This window comes from Vibrio nomapromontoriensis (assembly GCF_050337205.1).
Taxonomy (GTDB): Bacteria; Pseudomonadota; Gammaproteobacteria; order Enterobacterales; family Vibrionaceae; genus Vibrio; species Vibrio nomapromontoriensis.
Genome location: NZ_JAKJSS010000011.1, coordinates 19,183 through 40,621, shown reverse-complemented (window position 1 = coordinate 40,621; position 21,439 = coordinate 19,183). Strand labels below are relative to the sequence as shown.

Here is a 21,439-nt window from a genome sequence, read left to right as displayed (position 1 = left end):
TATAAATCTGGTTGTGACGTGCTACAACACGTGGCTAGCAAATTAGGGTAATGGCGCTTGATCTATCCTGTAGGTATAAATACAGTAGCTTCTGTATTACTGATTAAATTAAAGAAATCGTTTTGAGGTTGATTTGTCTCATTTAGAACCAGCTATTATCCAGCTTCTTGATAAGTTGAAGAGTGTACCGCCGGGTACAAAGCGTCTCGAGCAACCATTGGATGGTAAACCCAAGTCATCAAGTATTGACTGGTTAGATGTGCAACCTCATTACCCAAAATTCTATTGGCAGTCGCGAGACACCCGTGAAGAAGTCGTGGCGTTAGGTCAGTTGCATACGTTTTCTGAACCAGCTCCTGCGTATGCGATTTTAGGTCACAATCAGCGTGTATGGGGTGGACGTTCTTTTGATGGTCATACGGCCAAGAACCGCCGTTGCATGCCTGCTTTCTTCTTTTTACCGCAAATTGAATTGATTCGTTTTGATAAAGGCTGGCGCTTGGCGGTTAATATCGGGACGAATGTTGATATCTCAATAAGAGCCTTGCAGCGGCTTATTGTTTCTCATCAAGATTTACCTCCTATCTCGACGTCGGTGGTGGCGATGACGCACACTCCTACAGAGGCGAAGTGGGGGAGCTTAGTCGATGATGTGTTACAGGGAATTCAGCAAGAAAAATTTAAAAAGGTGGTATTGGCCCGTAAGACATCAATTGATCTGCAAACGCCAATTTCACCAGCCCAACTGCTAAAAGCAAGTTATTTGAATAACCATCATAGCTTTCATTTTTTGATGGCGTTATCTCCGAAACACAGTTTTGTTGGGTCGACACCTGAGCGTTTATATCGACGCCGCGGACAAGAGTTAGAAACAGAAGCCTTGGCTGGTACGATAGGTCGAGGTGGCAACGCCTCTCATGACATGCAGCTATCTAATTGGCTAACCCAAGACGTTAAAAATATTAATGAAAATCAGTATGTCGTGGATGATATTCAACAAAGCTTGGCCCCGCATTCCCGCACTGTTGCGATAGAAGAAGAGCTCCGATTGGTGCGATTGCGAAAGGTTCAGCATCTTAAGCGTAATATTCATGCCCAGCTTAACCCTGGAATTAATGGCGTACAGCTACTGCAAGCGTTGCAGCCGACGGCGGCCGTTGCTGGCTTGCCGCGTCAGGCTGCTATGCAATATATCGAACAAAATGAACCCTTTGCGCGTGGCTGGTATGCTGGTTCTGTCGGCTATTTGAGCCCCGATAGTGCCGAATTTTGCGTGGCGATTCGCAGTGCGCTAATCGTTGAAGATCAATTGCAACTCTTCGCAGGCGCTGGCATTGTCCCCGGTTCTGTTGCTGAGCACGAGTGGCAAGAGTTGGATAAAAAGATGTCGACCTTACTTAGCCTTATTACTGAGCACCCGTTACTTGGGGTGGCATCATGATGGCACACCAAGCCGCATTAAATCGGGTGTGGACAAAGGTCATGTTGGAGGCGCTGTATCGACAAGGGGTACGTCACCTTTGTATTGCACCAGGCTCTCGCTCTACGCCGTTAACGTTAGAAGCGGTGGCTCACGGTGGCTTTACATTGCATACCCACTTTGACGAGCGTGGGTTAGGGTTTTTAGCGCTAGGGCTGGCAAAGGCAACCAATAATGCAGTTGCTGTTATTGTCACGTCTGGCACTGCGGTCGCCAATTTATTACCTGCTGTTGCGGAGTCTATGCTGACTAAAGAGCGGCTGATATTGCTAACGTCTGATCGCCCGATCGAGTTAGTGGAGTGCGGCGCAAATCAAGCCATAGTGCAAAGCGGCATTTTTTCTCATCACGTGACGAAATACGTCGGACTGCCTTCTCCAAATACCACTATTTCATTAAATTGGCTGCTGACCACGATTGACTCGGCTTTTGTCTCGCAACAACAAAATGGCGGCAGTATTCACATTAACTGTCCTTATCCTGAGCCACTGTATGGCGGGGAAGACCAGTCAATGTTCGAGGAGTATCGAGGCTCAATCAGGGGCTGGTTAGAAAGTGAAGGTGCGTATGTGCGCTACGAACGGCCTGTCGTTCAAGACTATGCTGAGAGCATACAACGCTTAGATCTTGTCGTTCAAAAAGGGGTCATTCTCGTTGGGAATACGAGCTTGAATATTGCCAATCAAGCTGCAGTACTTGCTCATTCGTTAGGCTGGCCTATTATGTTTGACCCTCAATCGGGTCAAAGCAGCGATTGGCAACATTATGATCTTTGGTTGCAGAATCCAGTGGTAAATCATCAGTTTTCACAAGCCGACTTTGTCTTGCAAATTGGTGCGAGGTTTGTCTCTAAAAGACTTAACCAATGGATAAATGAGCAAGTCACCAGCGGTACCCGTTGCGTCTTACTTACCGAGCATTTTGATCGTCTTAACCCAGATCATATACCGATGACGCACTTGCTAGTGGACACAGAACGGTGGTTAGGCGATGCGTTAGCGATGTCAACACCTTCTCAACATGCGCATTGGGGAGATGATTTAAAGAGATTCGCGACTGCAACTAATAGCTTGTCTGCTCCGAGTGAGGCAATAAGCGAGTTGGATGTAGCAAAAAGTATCCAAGTATTGCCTAAGGGGATACCGCTATTTTTAGGCAATAGCCTCATTGTTCGGCTTGTTGATATGCTGTCGTCAGTTAATGGGCATCGCACATACAGTAATCGGGGCGCGTCGGGAATCGATGGGTTAGTGGCAACTGCCTGCGGCGTTGCTCGCGCTGAAGACTCACCGATAGTGATGTATTTAGGCGATACTTCGCTCTTATATGACTTGAACTCGTTAGCGTTGTTTAGCCGCTCAACAAAACCGAATATCATTGTCGTGACCAACAATGATGGTGGCGCGATTTTTGATTTGCTGCCAGTACCTATGGAGCAAAAAGTCGCCTGCTATCAAATGCCTCACGGTTTTACTTTCAAGCATGCTGCCGCGCAATTTGGGTTGGAGTATTGTCAGCCTCAATCGAGTAATGAGCTTGAGTCAATACTGCTTGATCACTTAGCGAATGGTACGCAGACGCTCTTGGTTGAAGTGATCACGCCTAGCGAAGAAGTCGGTAGTCACATTCGCTCGCTTACCCAGCAGGTTAAAGCGTTGAAACTCCCGTACTTGCATCATGCCGAATAACGCTCATTTACTAAACACCCATTTACTGAGTTCGCGGTTCCTACCGGGATGCCAACCACATATGCATCGACCTATATTAGTCTTTGTGCATGGCTTTCTTGGTTCGACCGATGATTGGTGTCACGTCACCGATAACTTGACGGATTACCCGCGTTTACTTCTAGATTTGCCGGGGCACGGCTTAAGTGCCGACGTCACTTGCTCTGGGTTTGAAGAGGCAAGTGTGTTACTGGGTGCAGCGATTCAACGTGCATTAGATGAACACCGAATTGACCCTGTAACTCCTGTTTGCCTAATTGGCTATTCATTAGGCGCACGATTGCTGATGTATCACTTAACGATGCACCATTCAAAGGCATGGTGTACAAACCCAATTTTAGGGCTGGTTATTGAAGGGGGCAATTTTGGCCTACAACATCACGATGAACGTCAGCAACGGCTAGTATCGGATCAAGTTTGGGCAAGACGCTTTCAAAATGAAAAAATCGAAGAGGTTTTAGCCGACTGGTACCAACAGCCCGTGTTTTCTTCATTAAATCATGAGCAAAGACAACTTTTGATTGCAAAGCGAAGTGTTAACCTAGGTAACGAATTAAGTGTGATGCTTGATTGCACCTCATTAGGGCGTCAGCCGTACTTACTAGACAAAGTGCAACAACTGAGTTTTGGCTCCGGTCATACGCCGTTATTCATTAGCGGTGCTAATGATGCCAAGTTCACTGCATTGGCAAGGCATAGTGGCCTAAATCATTACGTGGTTCCGCATGCGGGACATAACGTTCACAAAGAGCACCCTAAGGCGTTTACGTCAGCTCTGCTCAAATATATAAACACACCGAACTAAACGGTGGCTAACATTGGAACATACCATGGCAAAAACAGTTGGATTAACCGAAGAAGAACTTTATGCACCCGTAAACTGGGCTGACGTCACTTGTGATTTTGAAGATATTCAGTATCACAAATCCGAAGATGGTATTGCGAAAATTACCATTGCACGACCACAAGTTCACAATGCATTCACGCCTCGTACCGTTCAAGAAATGATCCGTGCGCTTGCCGATGCACGCTATGACGAAAATGTTGGTGTGATTATCTTAACTGGCTTGGGCGAAAAGGCCTTCTGTTCTGGTGGTGATCAATCAGTTCGTGGCGATTACGGCGGTTACCAAGATGATACGGGTACTCACCACTTAAACGTATTAGACTTTCAACGTCAGATCCGTACCTGCCCTAAACCAGTGATTGCGGCTGTAGCAGGCTGGGCTGTCGGTGGCGGTCACGTGTTACATATGATGTGTGATTTAACGATTGCTGCAGACAACGCTCAGTTTGGTCAGACAGGCCCGAAAGTAGGTTCGTTTGATGGTGGCTGGGGGGCTTCTTACATGGCGCGCATTGTCGGCCAGAAGAAAGCACGTGAAATCTGGTTCTTGTGTCGTTTTTATGATGCTCAAGAAGCAGTAGATATGGGGCTGGTTAACACAGTGGTTCCTGTTGCTGAACTAGAGAAAGAGTCGATCCGTTGGTCTCGTGAAGTGCTGCAACACAGCCCAATGGCGCTGCGCTGCCTTAAAGCTGCATTAAATGCCGATTGCGATGGTCAAGCTGGTCTGCAAGAGCTTGCAGGCAACGCAACGATGATGTTCTATATGACGGAAGAAGGACAAGAAGGGCGCAATGCGTTTAATGAGAAACGTCGTCCTGATTTCCATAAATTTCCACGTAACCCTTAAGCGACAACGGTAGTTATGCCGCTCTTTTTGATAGGAAGAGCGGCCGACGACCGCTACCTTCAATACTTCTAAATTGATCAAAACTACTATTTAAACGCGGAATGTTGACCATGAGACAAGCAAAGCTTTATCGCTACACGCTACCTATGGACAGTGGCGTGATCTTACGAGATACCAAACTTACCTCACGTGAAGGGTGGGTTGTTGAACTGATTGAAAGCGGCAAACAGGCGTTGGGCGAGATCGCACCGCTACCGGGTTTTAGTCAGGAATCGATACAAGAAGCTGGCACTCAAGCGCAGCAATACCTTGAATCATGGGTGAAAGAAGACCATCCCGACTTTGACCTTGACGAGTGCTTTCCTTCTGTGGCATTTGGCTTATCTTGCGCAGCCATGGAGCTGTCTAATCGTTTACCGATCAGTGGCAACTATCAGGCGGCGCCGTTGTGTTCTGGTGATCCCGATGACCTTCTTCCTATCCTCAATACGATGCCCGGTCGTAAAGTCGCAAAGATTAAAGTAGGTATGTATGAAGCGATCCGTGATGGTATGATCGTCAGCCTATTCTTAGAATCCATACCAGATTTGACGTTGAGACTGGATGCTAATCGAGCGTGGAGCGTTGAAAAAGCGACCAAGTTTGCCTCTTATATCGCCCCATCTCTGCGCCAGCGTATCGACTTTATCGAAGAACCTTGCAAGACACCGGGAGATAGTCTGTCTTTTACTATTGATACCGGAATAGCGATTGCGTGGGATGAAACGTTACAAGAAGCAGTGAGAGCATCGGATTTTTCGGTCCAATCGTTAACCGGCGTAAAAACGCTGATTATTAAACCTACTTTGGTCGGTAGCTTAGAGAAGTGCATCGCTCTGATTGAAGCGGCGCATCAGCAAGGTATCCAAGTCGTCATTAGCTCGAGTTTAGAAAGCAGTATCGGTCTTAATCACCTGGCTCGTTTTTCTCAATGGCAACTTCCAAACGAAACGCCGGGGCTTGATACAATGCAGTTATTCGCCGCCCAACTTGAAGTGACGTGGCCAAAATGTCGGCTTCCGGTCGTAACACTCGATGAGCAGACGTTGTACTGGCAGTCGTAACCAAGTGGCAGGCTATGGAGACCATGAGCGCGTGAATTTGTGGACAACGTGGGCGAAGCATAAGCCCAATGATACTGCGTTAGTGACGGTGAATCGCCCTTACACTTGGCAGCAGATCCAGAATACGGTGCAGGAATACCAACAATACTTAATTGACGAAGGCGTACAAGCTCACGACGTGGTATGCCTAGTAGGGCGATCAGAAGTTGATTTTGTGTTCGCTTATCTGGCGTGTATCGCTCATAGTGCGATACCGGCAATGGTGTCAGCATCATCAAATATTAATGACAGGCTAGAGACGCTATACAAAGCGAACGAGAAAGCCTACCTATGGGACTGCTCAGATTCTGGTATCGATTTTACTGCGCAGAGTCTGACAAGAGATTGTTGTTCAATACGTCTACATTCACTCGAGAATAAATCGCACCGTGAGAAAAGGGCATCACGTGCAGTGTTCAGCGGTGCTGATTTAAACCAACGCGCCTCGATTATTTTTACCTCGGGATCGACTGGTCAACCTAAAGCGGTCGTACACACGGTTGAGCAGCACCTAGCATCGGCCAGTGGATTATTGGAGCGGTTTACGTATCGCGACACTGACAGTTGGCTGCTTAGTCTACCTATGTTTCATGTCTCCGGTTTGGCGATTATTTGGCGTTGGCTATCAGCCGGTGCACAGTTAAAAATTGCTGGTGGCGTATTTAGCCAGGATATCGCGGATGTCAGTCATGCATCTTTGGTTGTGACTCAGCTTAAGCGAATCATTGATCAACGTATTCCCAATCAGCTTAAACGCGTGTTACTGGGTGGTAGCCATATCCCTACAGATTTGATTGAACAGGCTCAAGCCTTAGGCATTGCGATGTGGATGGGTTATGGGATGACAGAAACCGCATCAACAGTAACGGCTAAGCTCGTTGACCGACATAGCTCTTCTGGTACCGCTTTACCCCATCGAGAAGTTAACTTGCAAGGTCAGCGCATACTGGTCAAGGGGGAAGTATTGTCACAAGGCTATTTTTATCAAGGGCATCTTAGAGCGCTGGCGCTAACCGATGGGTGGTTTGATACCGGGGATCTGGGGCGCTGGAGTGAACATCGTGAGCTGATCGTGACAGGGCGAGCAGACAATTTATTTATATCGGGGGGCGAAAACATCCATTGTGAAGAGATAGAAGCGGTATTAAATCGACTCCCTAATATCATTCAGTCCATTATCGTACCCGTTGGTTGCGACGAGTTTGGTGCGCGACCCGTTGCCGTTATACAAAGAGCGGATAATAATAGTGAACATTTAGAGATGCGCCCATGTGAATTGAGCTCAGATGAAAAGTTGGTAATGAGTCAACTACTTAAAGGCACTGGGTTAGAGAAGTTTAAATATCCTGTCGCCTATTATCATCTACCGGAATCACTAGCGTCGTCGGGTATTAAAATATCAAGGGCACAAGTTAAGATCTGGCTATCAAGTGCGCAGTCCGATTATGTGGTTATTTCATAGTCCAAAACGGAATTTTCTCTTTGGTAATTGCTCACCATAATGTCTTTAGGATAATGACGTGAGCAAATGGAATGAATATAACTCTTGGAATAGCGATAGTGTTGCAGATTGTACTGGCACTCACCACGGAAGGGCTTCCACGAGCAATGGCGGAGCTCACCGCGTTCATTCTTACCTTCGTGTTGTTTGCTAACATTAAACGTCGGACATCAGCACAAGCGGCAACTGTGCCGCTCACTCAAAAAGTTAAGCCAACCCCATCATCAACCAACCTAAAGAAATCGTCGAAATCAATAGCCACAGAGTAACACCGAAGATCATGGGCTTACTTCCTGCTTGCTTGAGTTTATCAACTGAGATGCTGCAGCCAATCAAAAATAAGCAGACAACCAGTAGCTGTTTTGAAAGCGCAAAGATACTTTGATAGGCGATGTCAAATTGTGGGAAGTAGTCACTAAATACAATCGCCGCGCAATAAAACACAATGAAGTAAGGGATGGTGATTTTCTTCTGCTTGCTACTAAAAATGAGCGCGCTGATAAACGCCACAGGTACAATCCATAGGGCGCGAGCCAGTTTTAGAGTGGTCGCGGTGGTTAGGGCTTCTTCACCATATGCTGATGCTGCGCCTACCACCGAGGACGTGTCATGGATGGCGATCGCTGCCCATGTACCAAAGGTGTGTTGATCGAGTTGCAGCGCGTGCCCAATGACAGGGAACACAAACAGAGCCACAGAATTAAGGACGAATACTGTGGCAAGTGCTATGCCAATCTTTTCGTCATCGGCATTTATTGCGGGAGCGACAGCGGCGATAGCGCTTCCGCCACATATCGCCGTTCCGGAGGCAATTAAATATCCGGTTTGTTTTTCAACACCCATACGTTTGGCAAGAAACCAACCAATGATTAGCGTGCCGAAAATAGTCGTTACAATAATGCCGATACCATGGCTAGTGGCTTGAATGGCCTGATCGAGATGGATCCCAAACCCCAGTCCGACAATAGAGTAGGCGAGCAGCGTTTTGGTGAATTTTGCCAACGGCAACCCACGTGGAACTAAGCTGAAGGTTGTGAGCAGAAAACCCAGAATCAATGCGATTGGTGATGAGACCCAAGGGGTGAGGCAAACAAGTAAGGCTAGAAAAAACAGCGGAGATGATCGAAGCAAGGTCAGCATGGGTAACCGTAAATAAATAGGATGGCGAATATAAGTATTGCCATCCTATCGTTATTGACTGGATAGAAAAATCTAATATTAATGAACTAGCGTTCAATAATACTGAACATGTAGCACGTTAATCAGCGATATTGGCCACGCAGCGTAGACACTTTTTCAAACATCACTTGGCAGCTTGCCTCTCTAGGTTCTACCGGTTCACCCGTTTCGACTTCTAGTTTGGCTCTGAATCGATTTGGTAGACCTTTGCAAGCACGCCCTTTGTGGCGACTGAAATAGCTACCCCATAGTCCTTTAAGCGCCATTGGAATGACGGGAACGGGAGAGCGTTTCATAATCAAGTTAACACCACGCATGAATTCGTTCATCTCACCGTCTGGAGTAAGGCGTCCTTCTGGGAAAATACACACGACTTCACCTTGACGTAATGCTTCTTCAATTTCACCAAAGGCTCGGCGAATGGAGCCTTGTTTGGTCGCAGAAATTGGGATGACACCTAAGCCCTTAAAGAAGCGACGTGCTGGTTTGAAGTTGGCGTAATCTTCTTCCATAACAAAGCGCATTGGGCGTGGACAGGCAGCGGTTACTACCACCGCATCCATATAGCTGACGTGATTGCAAACGATCAATGCACCGCCTTCTTTAGGTATGTGGTGAAGGTTCTTTAGATTGACTCGGTAAAGCAATGCCGTTAAACCTCGGACGATAGAGCAAACGACAAAAACAGGCGCTTGTCGAAACAAGTAAACCGCCATCGCAAAATTCAATAATGCCAGAACAAGAAACAGCTGCACGATTGTTAATTCAAGCACTGACAAGGTGACGATACCTAAAACGGCGCTGCCTACCATAAACAGCGAGTTGTAGATATTAAGGGCGGCAATCACTCGAGCGCGTTCTGTTTCTTTCGCTTGTTGTTGCATTAGTGCGTAAAGCGGCACAATGAAGAGGCCACCAGAAATACCTAGCATCAGCAAGAAACCAAAAACAGGCCATAATTCGGAGTGTGCAACAAACATGGAAAACGTATCAAACTGCGGTAAATGGCTTGGAACGGCGTAGGCCATGAGCGCACCAAAAATGGTGATGCCAAGGCTACCAATTGGCACGATACCAATATCAATGCGGTTTCTAGACATCTTGTCACACAGCATAGAACCTAACGCGATGCCAACAGAAAATAGTGCCAGCAGAAAAGACACCGCCGCTTCGTTGCCCATGAGATGGTTTTTGGTGAAATTTGGAAATTGGGTTAGATAAGTTGCGCCCAAAAACCAGAACCAACTGATCGCCATGATGCACTGGAATACCACACGATCTTGATGAGCAATTTTCAGCGTTTCTTTGGTGTGTTTAATTGGCTGCCAACGAAATTTCAAGTTAGGAGCACTGGCGGCGGCTTCTGGAATGTAGCGACTTGATAGGTAACCTGCGATAGCAAAAATAACGACACTCGCTGCCGCGACATAGTTGGCATGCTCAGCCGAAGCAATAATCCCAGCACCTAGTGTCCCTACAAGAATGGCAATAAATGTTCCCGTTTCAACGAGGGCGTTGCCAGAAAGGAGCTCATTAGGCTTTAGCTGTTGAGGTAACAATGCGTATTTCACTGGACCAAAAAATGCCGATTGTGTCCCCATAAGGAACAGCAAAAAGAGCAAAATACCGTAGCTTTGTGTGATAAAACCGATGGCACCCAAGCACATGATGGCGATTTCAATGAGCTTAACTTTACGAATAAACCATGATTTTTCGTATTTATCTGCAAGCACCCCCGCAGAGGCAGAGAATAGGAAAAAGGGCAGAATGAATAGACCCGCCGCTAGGTTAATAAATAAGTTACTCGATACCGGTAGTACTTGGGGACCGGCAAACGCAACGAACAATAGCAATACATTTTTAAAAATGTTGTCATTGAAAGCGCCAAAAAATTGAGTAATGAAATAGGGTAAAAAGCGCCTTTGCGAGAGCAAAGAGCCTGATTTCGAGTGTGGCATTGCCGTTCCTTGTGGTGTTACCAGCTTTGTAGGTATTTCGAGATCAGATCTCGAATAAGCTCGTTGCCGTCGATAGGTTCGGCAGAGAAAAATTTATCATCAACACTCAGTAATGTAATACCGTGTACGCCAGCCCATAACACACGACTGGCTTTTAGTACCTCAGAGTGAGATTTATCGGGTCTATGAACAGAGAGTAAACCTTCAAGCATAGCGGTCATTCCATCGATACGTTGTGCTTGCCATTCAGGTAGGCGATCACCGTTCATATTATGTTCAAAAATCAATTGCCAACGATAAGGCGATTGCTTGGCAAAATCGTGATAGCAAGCCGCTAAAGCATAAAGCGCTTCTTCTGGATTTTGAGCATTCTCAACCACATTTTTTGCTTCACTTGATAAGTCATCGAGTGTTTCGGCAACGGCCCGTAACAATAGAAGGTTATAGCTACCAAAAACGTTGACCAAGGTGCTTGGCACATAGCCGATCAGCGTGGCGATTTTTCGCAGGCTAAGCGTGTGATGTGAGTTTTCGCTAAGGTAGTCTTTGACCGTGCTAAGTGTTAGCTGGACAAGCTCTTCCCTTGTATGATCGTTTCTACGGGCCATGATAGTGATAATCGAATTGAACACAGTTCACTATTTTAGAGTGAGGCACTACCAGCGTCAACTGATGAAGCCTTGTATAAGAAGAGATCATCGCTAAATCGTTCAGTAATTTCTACGATGTTTGCAACAAACGTGCAATATTCTGAAACAAGTCGGATCATATGATGCTTTCCTTTAGTGCTAAGCTCAGTATATGATTCGTTAACCATCGTATTCCCTACCGTAGAGTCTACGATTTTGCGTAATAATAAAAAAGGTACAGAATGAAACGTTTATTCTCTTTCATCGCGTTACTCGTACTTGCAGTAACGGTGAATCCTGTTGCTGAAGCGAAGAAATTCGGTGGCGGCAAATCGTTTGGTAAGAGCTTTAAAACGGCGCCAGCGCCAAAACAACAAAAGCAGAACACCAATACGGTAAGACAGGATCAAAATAAAGCAGGCAGTAAGAAAGGGCTGATGGGAGGGCTATTAGGTGGTCTTCTCGCTGGTGGTTTATTGGCAGCATTCTTTGGCGGCGCGTTTGAAGGTATCCAATTTATGGATATTTTGATTATGGGTCTGATTGCTTTTGTTATCTTCAAATTAATGAGAGGCATGCTCGGCGCTAAGCAGGGTAGTATGAACCAGCAGCGACAGCAGCCAGCATTTGGCGGCAACGGCGCACGCAATCCGTTTGAGCAAAAGCAGCAAACACAACAAAACTTCCAAAGCTTTGAGCAGCCTCAGGGCGCGGCAACAGGCAGTGGTTTTGGTGCGGCTGGACAAAGTGATATTCCTCATAATTACCCACCAGGCTTTGATTCTGCGGCGTTCTTAAATGGTGCTCGTGAGCACTACCGAATCCTACAAGGTGCGTGGAACCATAATGAACTGCATACTATTGAAGAGTATGTATCGCCAAGCTTACTACAAGACTTAATGGCAGAGCGCGCGAAACTTGAAGGTGAACAACACACTGACGTTATGTACGTGGATGTTGAAATTGTACGCGGTGACTATGATGCAAATAAAGCTCAGCTAAGCCTACAGTTCTCAGGTCGTTACCGTGATGCTGCCGAGGGTGTTGAGGAAGATATCGAGGATATCTGGCATCTAGAGCGTGATCTGACAGCGCCGAATGCACCATGGTTGATAGTAGGTATTCAAGGTTAAGGTAAGCATTGGCTCATAACGCAACCCCTAGAGTTTAGCGTTTCTGTCATTGCTATTACCCGAATGAAACCGTGGCAAAGGCCACGGTTTTTTTATATCTGGCAGCAGTCATTTGCGCATCGTTGCCGCAATTGACTGGATATTTGCACGTCTTGGATTATTTTCCCGTATACTTCGACACATTCGTTTGTCTCAATCAGTGATGAATTTAAGAACTCAATTTATGCGCAATCTATTTTCTACTCTTCTTTTTGGATTCTCCTTTATCGGCATCAGTCAGGCTGCCGCAGCTTCTAAAGACGTTGTGCCCCTTTTTGAGGCAGAGCCCAATGCAACCACTGACGCACTAGATAAAGTGCTGGATGTGTTCGGGGCCGAGTCGGAATATGATTCATCAAAAGGATTAAATTCCAGTTATATTCCCGCGGTATTCTACAAGCCAGAACAAGGACTAGGGTTAGGGTTACTGTACGTTGGCTTATACGGTGATGAAACGGATGGCACAGGGCAACCTTCATCTTTGGTTGTGAATCCGTATGCCTCTTCAAACGGCTCTGCTGGGATCACGCTAAGTAATAAGCATTTTTATAATGGCGGCGATAATCGTCTTTATACAGATCTTAAAATCTTTGATGATGCGGCCACATACTACGGCCAAGGCTACGACAATGGTCAGCAAGACGGTAATCTCGTCAACTTTAAAGAACAGGTCATAGACATTAAGCCGACTTGGCTTAACCGTGTTTCTGGTGATTACTTTATTGGCTTTGGCGGTAACATCAAATCGGTCAAGCCGCATGAAATAAAGTCTGAGACGCCTACTCAAGAGGGGGTCGCATCAGAGCTTACCGATAACACCAGCTATGGGCTGTTTGTTTCGAATGTGTATGACTCACGCGATAACGTCACCAATGCTTCTCGAGGCACGTTATTGCAGGCTGATATTGGCTTGTATCACGACACCACCAACTCAGAAAACTTTGGCAAGTATTCATTAAAGGCATCGCAGTATTTGGCATTGGCGCCGATGCCAGGCCTGCTTGCGTGGCAAGTTCAGGCCAATTTAACGTCGGGTGAAGTACCATGGAATCATCTTCCGGATCTCGGGGGCTCAGATGCGATGCGTGGGTACATTCTTGGGCGTTACCGTGACAACCAAATGATGATGGGGCAAGTTGAATACCGATTGCCTGTCTATTGGCGTGTCGGAGTCGTATTCTGGGGGGCGGCAGGTACGGTTTCCAATGATGTGTCAGGCTTATGGGACAATACCCTCGCCAGCGCAGGGACAGGCTTTCGATTGAAGATTAAAGATACGGTGAATGTTCGTGCCGACATCGGTTATGGTGAGCATGGTGGTACTTTTTACTTCCATGTCAATGAGGTCTTTTAGACGGACTACCCAACCTGTCTATGTTAATACTGTATTGACGAGGGATAAGCGATGGAAGGCATACAGGTAACCTTGCTTCACCTTAATGATTGCGCGGCGTTGCTGGCATTCGAAACAGAAAATCAAGCGTGGTTTGAACAACATGTTCCTCCCCGTGAGGATGGCTTTTATTCTCTCGAGGGTGTTAGAGCTCAGACACAAGAGTTCCTTCTATATCATCGCGCTGGTTTAATGTTTCCTATGTTAATCAAGACACCATCAGGCGCTATTTGCGGTCGTATTAATGTCAATGTTAAAGAGTCCACACCCACTCAGGCAGAGATTGGATATCGAATCGGACACAACTACCTTAAGCAAGGTATTGCTTCATCGGCTCTGAGGTTATTGCTCCTGCAATTACGTGAATCAAGCTCATTGACACAGGTTCGTGCACACGCGGTAACCACTAACCTTGGCTCTAGAAAGGTGTTGGAGAATAATGGCTTTCGTCCAGTTCGAGAAATTAATGCCTTTACTCAATTAAACGGCATAGATGTCGATGTGATTGAGTATTACCAGCCGCTGTCTGAACGTGTGGTAAGTGAATAGCCTCAAATTTATTTACGCCCTTGTATTTTTAAAGTTACTTACGGTCCTTTGTTTTAAAAAATCACAAGTAGCCCATTCGTTGATGGCCTACTTGTGAGGCGTTGTTAACCATTAAGAATTAAAAGTTAAACTTTGCACCAATGTTGGCGGAAGACGTATTGTAGACAGCAATATTGTGGATCTCGTAGCTTGCTTGAATAGCAAAGTTTGGGGAAATATCGTATCCTGCGCCCAATCCATATACCGAAGCGGTGTCAGATACCGCGGTAGCATCAGTCGTAACGTTAGTGCTTATTTCGGAATTGATTTTATGAAAACCGAATTTAGCCAGCGCGTAGAAGTGGTCACCGATGTAGAGCTTTGGCAGCACGTTAACGCCATAAGAGGTCATAGACAGCTTATAGTAGTCGCTGCCGATGGATTCTGTTGTCGAGCCTAAGTTCTTGTACTCAACTTCAGTACCAATCACGAAAAAGCTGCCGATAGGGAAGTCGTATCCACCATTTACGGCGTAGCCATTTTCGACCTCATTGCTGGCCACAAACACTGCGTCATAATTCATCTTTGAGTAGGCGGCGCCAAGATAAAAGCCTTCGCTCGCCATGGATGATGCAGACACAGAGCTTATGATCAAGGAAAGTGCTAATAGTGTTTTTTTCATTCTGATTTCTCATTGGATATTGTTATTAGGACATGAGAGATCTTATCATCGAACATTCAAGAGTTGCTGTAAGCGGGAGTAAGTTAACTTATTGTATTAGTTTACATTTCTTACAATGTAAAGCGAGTTGTTCTGTGTAGCACTCCGTTCTAGGTTTGTGATGATATTCGGCAGTATTTATATTAAAAGGTTCAGACGAAAAAAAACCGACTCAAAGAGTCGGTTTTTTTATATGGTGGAGGGGGACGGATTCGAACCATCGAAGGCAGAGCCGTCAGATTTACAGTCTGATCCCTTTGGCCACTCGGGAACCCCTCCAGGGCGTTTTATACTTGTTTCACTGTTTTCCCAAAGCAGTAACTCAAGTGCGTTTATTTGGTYATAACCAAGTAAACTAATATGGTGGAGGGGGACGGATTCGAACCATCGAAGGCAGAGCCGTCAGATTTACAGTCTGATCCCTTTGGCCACTCGGGAACCCCTCCAGGGTGTTTTATACTTGTTTCGCTGTTTTCCCAACGCGGCGACTCAAGTGYGTTTATCTGGYTATAACCAARTAAACTAAATATGGTGGAGGGGGACGGATTCGAACCATCGAAGGCAGAGCCGTCAGATTTACAGTCTGATCCCTTTGGCCACTCGGGAACCCCTCCAGGGTGTTTTATACTTGTTTGACGTTTTCCCAACGCATCACTCAAGTGCGGAGCGAATCATAGCAAACTCCGCAAAGCTGTAAAGTTTTTTCTTGGCATTTTGAACTGAATGGTGCCTTTTTGGGCAGAGGTGCCTAAAAAGATAGGTTTATGCTCTATTTATTAACCACTTCGCTACAGGAAGTTCTGGTTTTACCGCGAATGCTTACAATGAGAAGGCGATGTTTACTCATTGATCTTTTTAGCTGAGCCATTTTTGTTTCATTTTTTAGCACAGTTGGTGACAGTGCAATGTTTGTAAACAAAAACTCAGATTAGGATTTACACTTCTTGACGTTATGTCGCTCATTAGTCGCTAGAATATCATTAGTTTCTATATTAAAAGACAAATACGATGAAAAATAAAACAATAATCGGTTTGCTAGCACTGTCTATTCTTAGTGCGTCTTCTGCAAGCTACGCAAAAAGGCCTCAAGGGTCGCAAGCAATCTCAGTCGTGACCGAGACGGTGGCCGTTCACCAAGTATCTCAGTCACTTTCGTTGGTTGGCAAATTAGAAGCGGATCAGTCGGTTGTGATTGCTTCCGAAGTATCTGGCATTGTTGACCAAATTCGAGTGTCGGCAAATGAAAAGGTGCCTAAAGGGCAGATCCTGGTTTTACTTAATGACGATAAAGCTGTCGCTGCTGTCGCAGAAGCGAAAGCCTATTTACGTGACCAAAAACGTATTTTGGCAGAATTTCAACGTCTCGCTTCTAGTAATGCGATTACTAAAACGGAAATTGATGCCCAAAAAACCAACGTAGATATTGCCAATGCTCGCCTAGACGCGGCCAATGCTCAGTTAAATGATCTTCATATTGAAGCGCCATTCCCAGGCACCGTTGGTTTGATAGACTTTAGCCGAGGCAAGTTAGTAAATGTGGGAACAGAGCTACTCACGTTAGATGATTTATCTATTATGCAGCTGGATTTACAAGTCCCAGAGCGATACCTATCCATGCTTGAAAAAGGCATGCCAGTCACAGCGAAAACGTCAGCTTGGGGCAATCGCCTATTTGAAGGTGCGGTAGTCGCGGTGGACACACGAGTGAACCAAGAGACGTTGAACCTTCGCGTGCGAATTCATTTTGAAAACCAAGAGAATCGATTGAAGCCGGGTATGCTGGCTCAAGCGAACATGGCTTTTCCTCCTATTGAAGCACCGATCATCCCGGTTCAAGCTCTCGAGTATTCGGGCACCAAGCGCTTTGTTTATGTGATTGATGAAAACAACAAAGCGCATCGTACTGAGGTCATCTTAGGAGCTCGTGTGGGTAACCAAGTGGTGATTGAAAAAGGGCTAGAAATTGGTCAGAGAATTGTCGTGCAGGGCATTGTTAACATGCGTGATGGATCTGCTGTTCAGGAAGTGAAATCGGAGCCTACAGCACAGCGCACTGACAAGCGCACCGAACTCATTAGTGAGAAGGAAGTCAGCTAATGCTTTTATCTGATATTTCAGTCAAGCGTCCGGTTGCCGCTATCGTACTGAGCTTGTTGTTATGTGTATTTGGCATTGTGTCATTTAATAAACTTGCTGTACGTGAAATGCCAGACATCGAAAACCCAGTGGTGTCGATTTCCACTCGTTATGAAGGGGCGTCAGCCACCATCATTGAAAGCCAGATTACCTCCTCTATTGAAGATCAACTCTCTGGTATTAGTGGTATTGACGAAATAGAGTCGGTGACTCGAAATGGCATGTCACGAATTACCGTCACATTTGAGTTGGGTTATGACCTGAATACCGGCGTGAGTGATATTCGTGATGCAGTGGCGCGAGCCCAGCGCTCCCTGCCCGATGAAGCTGATGATCCGTTGGTGTTTAAAAACAATGGTAGTGGTGAAGCGTCGGTCTATATCAATCTTAGCTCGTCGGTGATGGATCGCACCCAATTGACGGACTACACCAACCGAGTCCTTCTCGATAGGTTTAGCCTGATTTCTGGCGTGAGTTCGGTCAATATCTCTGGCGGTTTATATCAAGTGATGTATATCAAGCTCAAGCCTGCGTACATGGCTGGACGAGGGGTGACCACCTCTGACATCACCGCTTCGCTACGATCTGAAAATATTGAACGCCCCGGTGGGGAAGTGCGAAATGATGCGACGGTGATGTCGGTTCGTACTGCCCGGTCATACAACTCCCCGGTAGATTTTGAATATTTGGTGGTGAAACGCGCCAGTGACAATACACCGATTTACTTGAAAGACGTCGCCGATGTGTATATCGGCGCAGAGAATGAGAATTCCACCTTTAAGAGTGATGGTGTGGTTAACGTCAGCATGGGCATCGTGCCACAGTCGGATGCGAACCCGCTGGAAATGGCTGACTTGGTGCATAAAGAAGTGGAACGTATGCAGCAGTTTCTGCCGGAAGGGACTCGCTTAGCCATTGACTATGACTCAACCGTCTTTATCGATCGCTCCATTTCTGAGGTGTACAGCACGCTGTTTATCACCGGGTGTTTGGTCATATTGGTGCTCTACATCTTTATTGGTCAAGCCAGAGCCACGCTGATACCCGCCGTGACGGTACCCGTATCTTTGATTGCGTCGTTTATTGCCGCCTATTTCTTTGGCTTTTCCATCAATTTGATCACGTTAATGGCGTTGATTCTCTCTATTGGCTTAGTGGTGGATGATGCCATCGTGGTGGTGGAAAACATCTTCCACCATATCGAGAAAGGCGAGCCGCCACTACTTGCTGCTTATAAAGGGACGCGCGAAGTGGGGTTTGCCGTTATCGCCACCACATTAGTGCTGGTGATGGTGTTTTTACCGATTTCATTCATGGACGGCATGATAGGGCTGCTGTTTACCGAGTTCTCTGTGCTGCTAGCCATGTCGGTGATCTTCTCATCTTTGATTGCTCTCACTCTTACGCCGGTATTAGGAAGTTCGATTCTAAAAGCGAACGTGAAACCAAATCGTTTCACACAATGGGTAGATTCAGGCTTTAGAAAATTAGAGCGTGGTTATAAGCGAGCGCTTGGGCAGGCCTTACGATTTCGTTGGCTCGCGCCAGTGGTGATTTTAGCCTGTGTTGGCGGCAGTTATCAGTTAATGCAGCAAGTACCTGCTCAGTTAACACCGCAAGAGGATCGTGGGGTCATCTTCGCTTTTGTTCGTGGTGCGGATGCCACCAGTTACAACCGAATGGCGGCGAACATGGACATCGTGGAAGAGCGATTGATGCCGTTGCTAGGGCAAGGTTTCTTAAAGTCATTTAGTATTCAATCGCCAGCGTTTGGCGGCAATGCCGGTGACCAAACGGGCTTCGTTATTATGATTCTAGAGGATTGGAACGAACGTAATGTGACTGCAACCGAAGCGCTGGGAGAGGCTCGAAAAGCCCTCGCTGGGATCCCTGATGTTCGTGTGTTCCCGTTTATGCCAGGTTTTAGAGGCGGGTCAAGTGAGCCAGTACAATTTGTGATTGGCGGCTCTGACTATGCTGAATTGCAAAAATGGGCAGACTTACTAGAACAACGCGCTGACGCTTCACCAATGATGGAAGGCGCGAGTACCGACTACTCTGAGAAAACACCGGAACTGGTAGTGACCATCGACCGAGAGCGTGCCGCAGAGCTCGGGATCAGTGTTGAAGATATCTCCGATACGCTAGAAATTATGCTGGGTGGTAAAAGCGAAACAACCTATGTTGAGCGTGGTGAAGAGTACGATGTGTACTTGCGAGGGGATGAAAATACCTTCAACAATGCCGCAGATCTGAGCCAAATTTACATGCGTACTCAGTCTGGTGAGTTGGTCACATTAGATGCCGTGACCGATATTGAAGAAGTGGCGTCTTCCACTCGCTTGTCGCACTACAACAAGCAGAAGTCTATTACCATTAAAGCCAACCTCAAGGAAGGGTATACCTTAGGTGAGGCTCTGGACTTTATGGACCAACAGGCCATAGAGATGCTACCGGGTGATATTTCGATTAGTTATGCGGGAGAGTCGAAAGACTTTAAAGAGAATCAATCGAGTATTTTTGTGGTGTTTGCATTGGCACTGTTAGTGGCTTACTTGGTCTTAGCGGCGCAGTTTGAAAGCTTTATTAACCCGTTAGTGGTGATGTTTACCGTTCCTATGGGAGTATTTGGTGGCTTCTTAGGCTTGCTCATTATGCAGCAAGGGCTGAACATCTACAGCCAGATTGGCATGATAATGTTAATTGGTATGGTGACCAAGAACGGTATTCTTATCGTTGAGTTTACTAACCAACTAAGAGACAAAGGCATAGAATTTGAACAGGCCATCATTGATGCATCGGCAAGGCGTTTACGCCCTATTCTAATGACGGCGTTTACTACGTTAGCTGGTGCAATCCCGTTGATTGTTTCCACCGGGGCGGGCTATGAAAGCCGAGTTGCGGTAGGTACGGTGATCTTCTTTGGGATGGCGTTTGCAACCTTAGTGACGTTATTCGTGATTCCAGCGATGTATCGCTTAATATCTGCGAAGACACAATCGCCGGGGCATGTGGAAAGCGAACTTAATAAAGCGTTAGAAAAAGATGTGAAAGCGCGGACTAGTCACGGCTAAGGCGCTTGCCGTCATCGTAAATATAAAAACGGTCTGTTTTAATGAACAGACCGTTTTTATACCGTGATGAAAAGTACTGTAATGAGGGCTATTCATCTTCCAATAAAGTGACGGTATCGCCTTTTTCAGCGAGATAAACAACAATGATTTTTGCCGGAATATCTCCAGGGTTTAGACCGTAATGGGGCTTGTTCATCACTTCAATGAGTCCGTCACCTGCGTTAAGTGTGATTTCTTTTTCCTTCAGTTTGACGATGAGTGTGCCTTCAAGCAGTACTCCCGCATTAATGACGGGGTGTACATGAAGTGGTAGGCGCTCCCCTGGCTCAATGATGATCTCTTTTATTGTCACTTCAGGTTGTGTTAAGTGATAAGTCGGTAACGGCGTGCCATCCCAAGATTGCGTGGACTTGATTAAATCCACGGACGTTGCGGCTAATGAAGAAAATGAGGCGGTAGCGATGAGTGTGAGTAACAGGGATCTTTTCATTATCTATCTTCCAGTGATGATGAACAGTGCTTGACTGTATGTATCCAAATTGTAAACAATAATGGTATTGCACATCGCCTTATATTGCAATCTGGTGCATATCTGGCGTTGTGGGACAAGTAAAACCGTGGTTTGTAGCGGATAGGGTAAATAGTAAAATAAGGGACATCGCGTGGCAGAATTCAAATACAAAACACTTTCTCAAGAACAACAAGATAAACTAGATGCAGCGGTATTTCGTCGCTTACTCGCACACCTTGACAACAACAAAGATGTGCAAAATATTGATTTGATGATTCAGGCGGGCTTTTGCCGTAATTGCTTTAGCAAATGGTATAAAGCGGAAGCGGAACAAGCAGAGCTTGATCTCGATATTGATGACGCTCGTGAGCGAGTGTATGGCATGACCTATGATGAGTGGAAACAAAATCATCAGCCGAAAGCGACCCCAGAGCAACTGGCGGCTTTTGAAGCCAAGCAAAAGTAATTCTGAGCTGGTTTTTCATCGAGTTTCAATCGTACGCTTTCTAGTTAGCATTTATTCAGTAATACCTCTGCATTGTCAGAGGTATTACTATTTTTATCGCCACGATCCGACATATCACGGTGGGT

The 21,439-nt window shown here is 46.1% G+C and carries 18 protein-coding genes and 3 tRNA genes; 13 read left to right on the top strand and 8 right to left on the bottom strand.

Annotated features, from left to right (window positions below):
* Positions 1 to 154 precede the first annotated feature (154 nt).
* The 7 genes from L4D05_RS14760 to L4D05_RS14730 all read left to right on the top strand — a co-directional run bounded on the left by L4D05_RS14760 (position 155) and on the right by L4D05_RS14730 (position 7,816).
* On the top strand, positions 155 to 1,441 hold the full coding sequence (locus L4D05_RS14760; RefSeq protein WP_428794592.1) for an isochorismate synthase: 1,287 nt from the start codon (positions 155 to 157) through the stop codon (positions 1,439 to 1,441).
* Positions 1,438 to 3,168, top strand: coding sequence for a 2-succinyl-5-enolpyruvyl-6-hydroxy-3-cyclohexene-1-carboxylic-acid synthase (menD, locus tag L4D05_RS14755; RefSeq protein WP_428794498.1), 1,731 nt, complete (start codon positions 1,438 to 1,440; stop codon positions 3,166 to 3,168). Before L4D05_RS14760 ends, menD begins: the two co-directional genes overlap by 4 nt.
* A 61-nt stretch (positions 3,169 to 3,229) precedes the next feature.
* Positions 3,230 to 4,012: a 2-succinyl-6-hydroxy-2,4-cyclohexadiene-1-carboxylate synthase gene (gene menH, locus L4D05_RS14750; protein ID WP_428794497.1), complete on the top strand. Its 783-nt coding sequence runs from the start codon at positions 3,230 to 3,232 to the stop codon at positions 4,010 to 4,012.
* A gap of 25 nt (positions 4,013 to 4,037) precedes the next feature.
* The gene (gene menB, locus L4D05_RS14745) at positions 4,038 to 4,904 is read left to right on the top strand and encodes a 1,4-dihydroxy-2-naphthoyl-CoA synthase (RefSeq protein WP_428794496.1); all 867 of its coding nucleotides are present in this window, start codon (positions 4,038 to 4,040) and stop codon (positions 4,902 to 4,904) included.
* Positions 4,905 to 5,014: 110 nt separating this feature from the next.
* Positions 5,015 to 6,007, top strand: coding sequence for an o-succinylbenzoate synthase (gene menC, locus L4D05_RS14740; protein WP_428794495.1), 993 nt, complete (start codon positions 5,015 to 5,017; stop codon positions 6,005 to 6,007).
* Complete coding sequence (menE, locus tag L4D05_RS14735; protein WP_428794494.1) at positions 5,979 to 7,508, top strand: o-succinylbenzoate--CoA ligase; 1,530 nt, start codon at positions 5,979 to 5,981, stop codon at positions 7,506 to 7,508. The genes menC and menE overlap by 29 nt, the downstream gene beginning before the upstream one ends.
* Before the next feature lie 71 nt (positions 7,509 to 7,579).
* Positions 7,580 to 7,816, top strand: a complete 237-nt coding sequence (locus L4D05_RS14730) for a hypothetical protein (RefSeq protein ID WP_428794493.1) — start codon at positions 7,580 to 7,582, stop codon at positions 7,814 to 7,816.
* Here the strand turns inward: L4D05_RS14730 and L4D05_RS14725 are convergent.
* From L4D05_RS14725 to L4D05_RS14715, 3 genes are all read right to left on the bottom strand, one after another.
* Positions 7,755 to 8,687 carry a YeiH family protein gene (locus tag L4D05_RS14725; RefSeq protein ID WP_428794492.1) on the bottom strand — a complete coding sequence of 311 codons (933 nt, stop codon included), beginning with the start codon at positions 8,685 to 8,687 and terminating at the stop codon, positions 7,755 to 7,757. The genes L4D05_RS14730 and L4D05_RS14725 overlap by 62 nt on opposite strands.
* 122 nt (positions 8,688 to 8,809) lie before the next feature.
* Positions 8,810 to 10,684 (bottom strand): MFS transporter, encoded by a 1,875-nt coding sequence (locus tag L4D05_RS14720; protein ID WP_428754623.1) that lies wholly within the window; start codon positions 10,682 to 10,684, stop codon positions 8,810 to 8,812.
* A gap of 17 nt (positions 10,685 to 10,701) precedes the next feature.
* Complete coding sequence (locus L4D05_RS14715) at positions 10,702 to 11,292, bottom strand: TetR/AcrR family transcriptional regulator (protein ID WP_428754622.1); 591 nt, start codon at positions 11,290 to 11,292, stop codon at positions 10,702 to 10,704.
* A gap of 263 nt (positions 11,293 to 11,555) precedes the next feature.
* Here L4D05_RS14715 and L4D05_RS14710 point away from each other — a divergent pair, with 263 nt between their 5' ends.
* From L4D05_RS14710 to L4D05_RS14700, 3 genes are all read left to right on the top strand, one after another.
* Positions 11,556 to 12,446, top strand: coding sequence for a Tim44 domain-containing protein (locus tag L4D05_RS14710; RefSeq protein WP_428754621.1), 891 nt, complete (start codon positions 11,556 to 11,558; stop codon positions 12,444 to 12,446).
* Positions 12,447 to 12,669: 223 nt separating this feature from the next.
* Positions 12,670 to 13,839 carry a BamA/TamA family outer membrane protein gene (locus tag L4D05_RS14705; protein WP_428794491.1) on the top strand — a complete coding sequence of 390 codons (1,170 nt, stop codon included), beginning with the start codon at positions 12,670 to 12,672 and terminating at the stop codon, positions 13,837 to 13,839.
* Positions 13,840 to 13,890: 51 nt separating this feature from the next.
* The gene (locus tag L4D05_RS14700; RefSeq protein ID WP_428794490.1) at positions 13,891 to 14,427 is read left to right on the top strand and encodes a GNAT family N-acetyltransferase; all 537 of its coding nucleotides are present in this window, start codon (positions 13,891 to 13,893) and stop codon (positions 14,425 to 14,427) included.
* A 118-nt stretch (positions 14,428 to 14,545) separates the two neighbouring features.
* Here L4D05_RS14700 and L4D05_RS14695 read toward each other — a convergent pair whose 3' ends face one another.
* The 4 genes from L4D05_RS14695 to L4D05_RS14680 form a co-directional block, all read right to left on the bottom strand.
* Positions 14,546 to 15,088, bottom strand: coding sequence for an outer membrane beta-barrel protein (locus L4D05_RS14695; protein ID WP_428794489.1), 543 nt, complete (start codon positions 15,086 to 15,088; stop codon positions 14,546 to 14,548).
* 233 nt (positions 15,089 to 15,321) lie between these two features.
* Positions 15,322 to 15,406, bottom strand: a tRNA-Tyr gene (locus L4D05_RS14690).
* 82 nt (positions 15,407 to 15,488) lie between these two features.
* Positions 15,489 to 15,573 (bottom strand) — tRNA-Tyr (locus L4D05_RS14685).
* Between the two features lie 83 nt (positions 15,574 to 15,656).
* Positions 15,657 to 15,741 (bottom strand) — tRNA-Tyr (locus L4D05_RS14680).
* Positions 15,742 to 16,135: 394 nt separating this feature from the next.
* Between L4D05_RS14680 and L4D05_RS14675 the strand changes: the two genes are divergently transcribed.
* Positions 16,136 to 17,224: an efflux RND transporter periplasmic adaptor subunit gene (locus L4D05_RS14675; protein ID WP_428794488.1), complete on the top strand. Its 1,089-nt coding sequence runs from the start codon at positions 16,136 to 16,138 to the stop codon at positions 17,222 to 17,224.
* Positions 17,224 to 20,337 (top strand): vibriobactin export RND transporter permease subunit VexH, encoded by a 3,114-nt coding sequence (vexH, locus tag L4D05_RS14670; RefSeq protein WP_428794487.1) that lies wholly within the window; start codon positions 17,224 to 17,226, stop codon positions 20,335 to 20,337. The genes L4D05_RS14675 and vexH overlap by 1 nt, the downstream gene beginning before the upstream one ends.
* A gap of 88 nt (positions 20,338 to 20,425) precedes the next feature.
* Here vexH and L4D05_RS14665 read toward each other — a convergent pair whose 3' ends face one another.
* On the bottom strand, positions 20,426 to 20,827 hold the full coding sequence (locus L4D05_RS14665) for a cupin domain-containing protein (RefSeq protein ID WP_428794486.1): 402 nt from the start codon (positions 20,825 to 20,827) through the stop codon (positions 20,426 to 20,428).
* Positions 20,828 to 20,999: 172 nt separating this feature from the next.
* Here L4D05_RS14665 and L4D05_RS14660 point away from each other — a divergent pair, with 172 nt between their 5' ends.
* Complete coding sequence (locus L4D05_RS14660; RefSeq protein ID WP_428794485.1) at positions 21,000 to 21,314, top strand: DUF1244 domain-containing protein; 315 nt, start codon at positions 21,000 to 21,002, stop codon at positions 21,312 to 21,314.
* The last annotated feature ends 125 nt before the right edge of the window (positions 21,315 to 21,439 follow it).

Coding starts and splice junctions, on each gene's coding strand:
- menD (WP_428794498.1), top strand. CDS start 1,438: ATGATGGCACACCAAGCCGCATTAAATCGGGTGTGGACAAAGGTCATG.
- menH (WP_428794497.1), top strand. CDS start 3,230: ATGCATCGACCTATATTAGTCTTTGTGCATGGCTTTCTTGGTTCGACC.
- menB (WP_428794496.1), top strand. CDS start 4,038: ATGGCAAAAACAGTTGGATTAACCGAAGAAGAACTTTATGCACCCGTA.
- menC (WP_428794495.1), top strand. CDS start 5,015: ATGAGACAAGCAAAGCTTTATCGCTACACGCTACCTATGGACAGTGGC.
- menE (WP_428794494.1), top strand. CDS start 5,979: ATGAGCAGACGTTGTACTGGCAGTCGTAACCAAGTGGCAGGCTATGGA.
- L4D05_RS14730 (WP_428794493.1), top strand. CDS start 7,580: ATGAATATAACTCTTGGAATAGCGATAGTGTTGCAGATTGTACTGGCA.
- L4D05_RS14725 (WP_428794492.1), bottom strand. CDS start 8,687: ATGCTGACCTTGCTTCGATCATCTCCGCTGTTTTTTCTAGCCTTACTT.
- L4D05_RS14720 (WP_428754623.1), bottom strand. CDS start 10,684: ATGCCACACTCGAAATCAGGCTCTTTGCTCTCGCAAAGGCGCTTTTTA.
- L4D05_RS14715 (WP_428754622.1), bottom strand. CDS start 11,292: ATGGCCCGTAGAAACGATCATACAAGGGAAGAGCTTGTCCAGCTAACA.
- L4D05_RS14710 (WP_428754621.1), top strand. CDS start 11,556: ATGAAACGTTTATTCTCTTTCATCGCGTTACTCGTACTTGCAGTAACG.
- L4D05_RS14705 (WP_428794491.1), top strand. CDS start 12,670: ATGCGCAATCTATTTTCTACTCTTCTTTTTGGATTCTCCTTTATCGGC.
- L4D05_RS14700 (WP_428794490.1), top strand. CDS start 13,891: ATGGAAGGCATACAGGTAACCTTGCTTCACCTTAATGATTGCGCGGCG.
- L4D05_RS14695 (WP_428794489.1), bottom strand. CDS start 15,088: ATGAAAAAAACACTATTAGCACTTTCCTTGATCATAAGCTCTGTGTCT.
- L4D05_RS14675 (WP_428794488.1), top strand. CDS start 16,136: ATGAAAAATAAAACAATAATCGGTTTGCTAGCACTGTCTATTCTTAGT.
- vexH (WP_428794487.1), top strand. CDS start 17,224: ATGCTTTTATCTGATATTTCAGTCAAGCGTCCGGTTGCCGCTATCGTA.
- L4D05_RS14665 (WP_428794486.1), bottom strand. CDS start 20,827: ATGAAAAGATCCCTGTTACTCACACTCATCGCTACCGCCTCATTTTCT.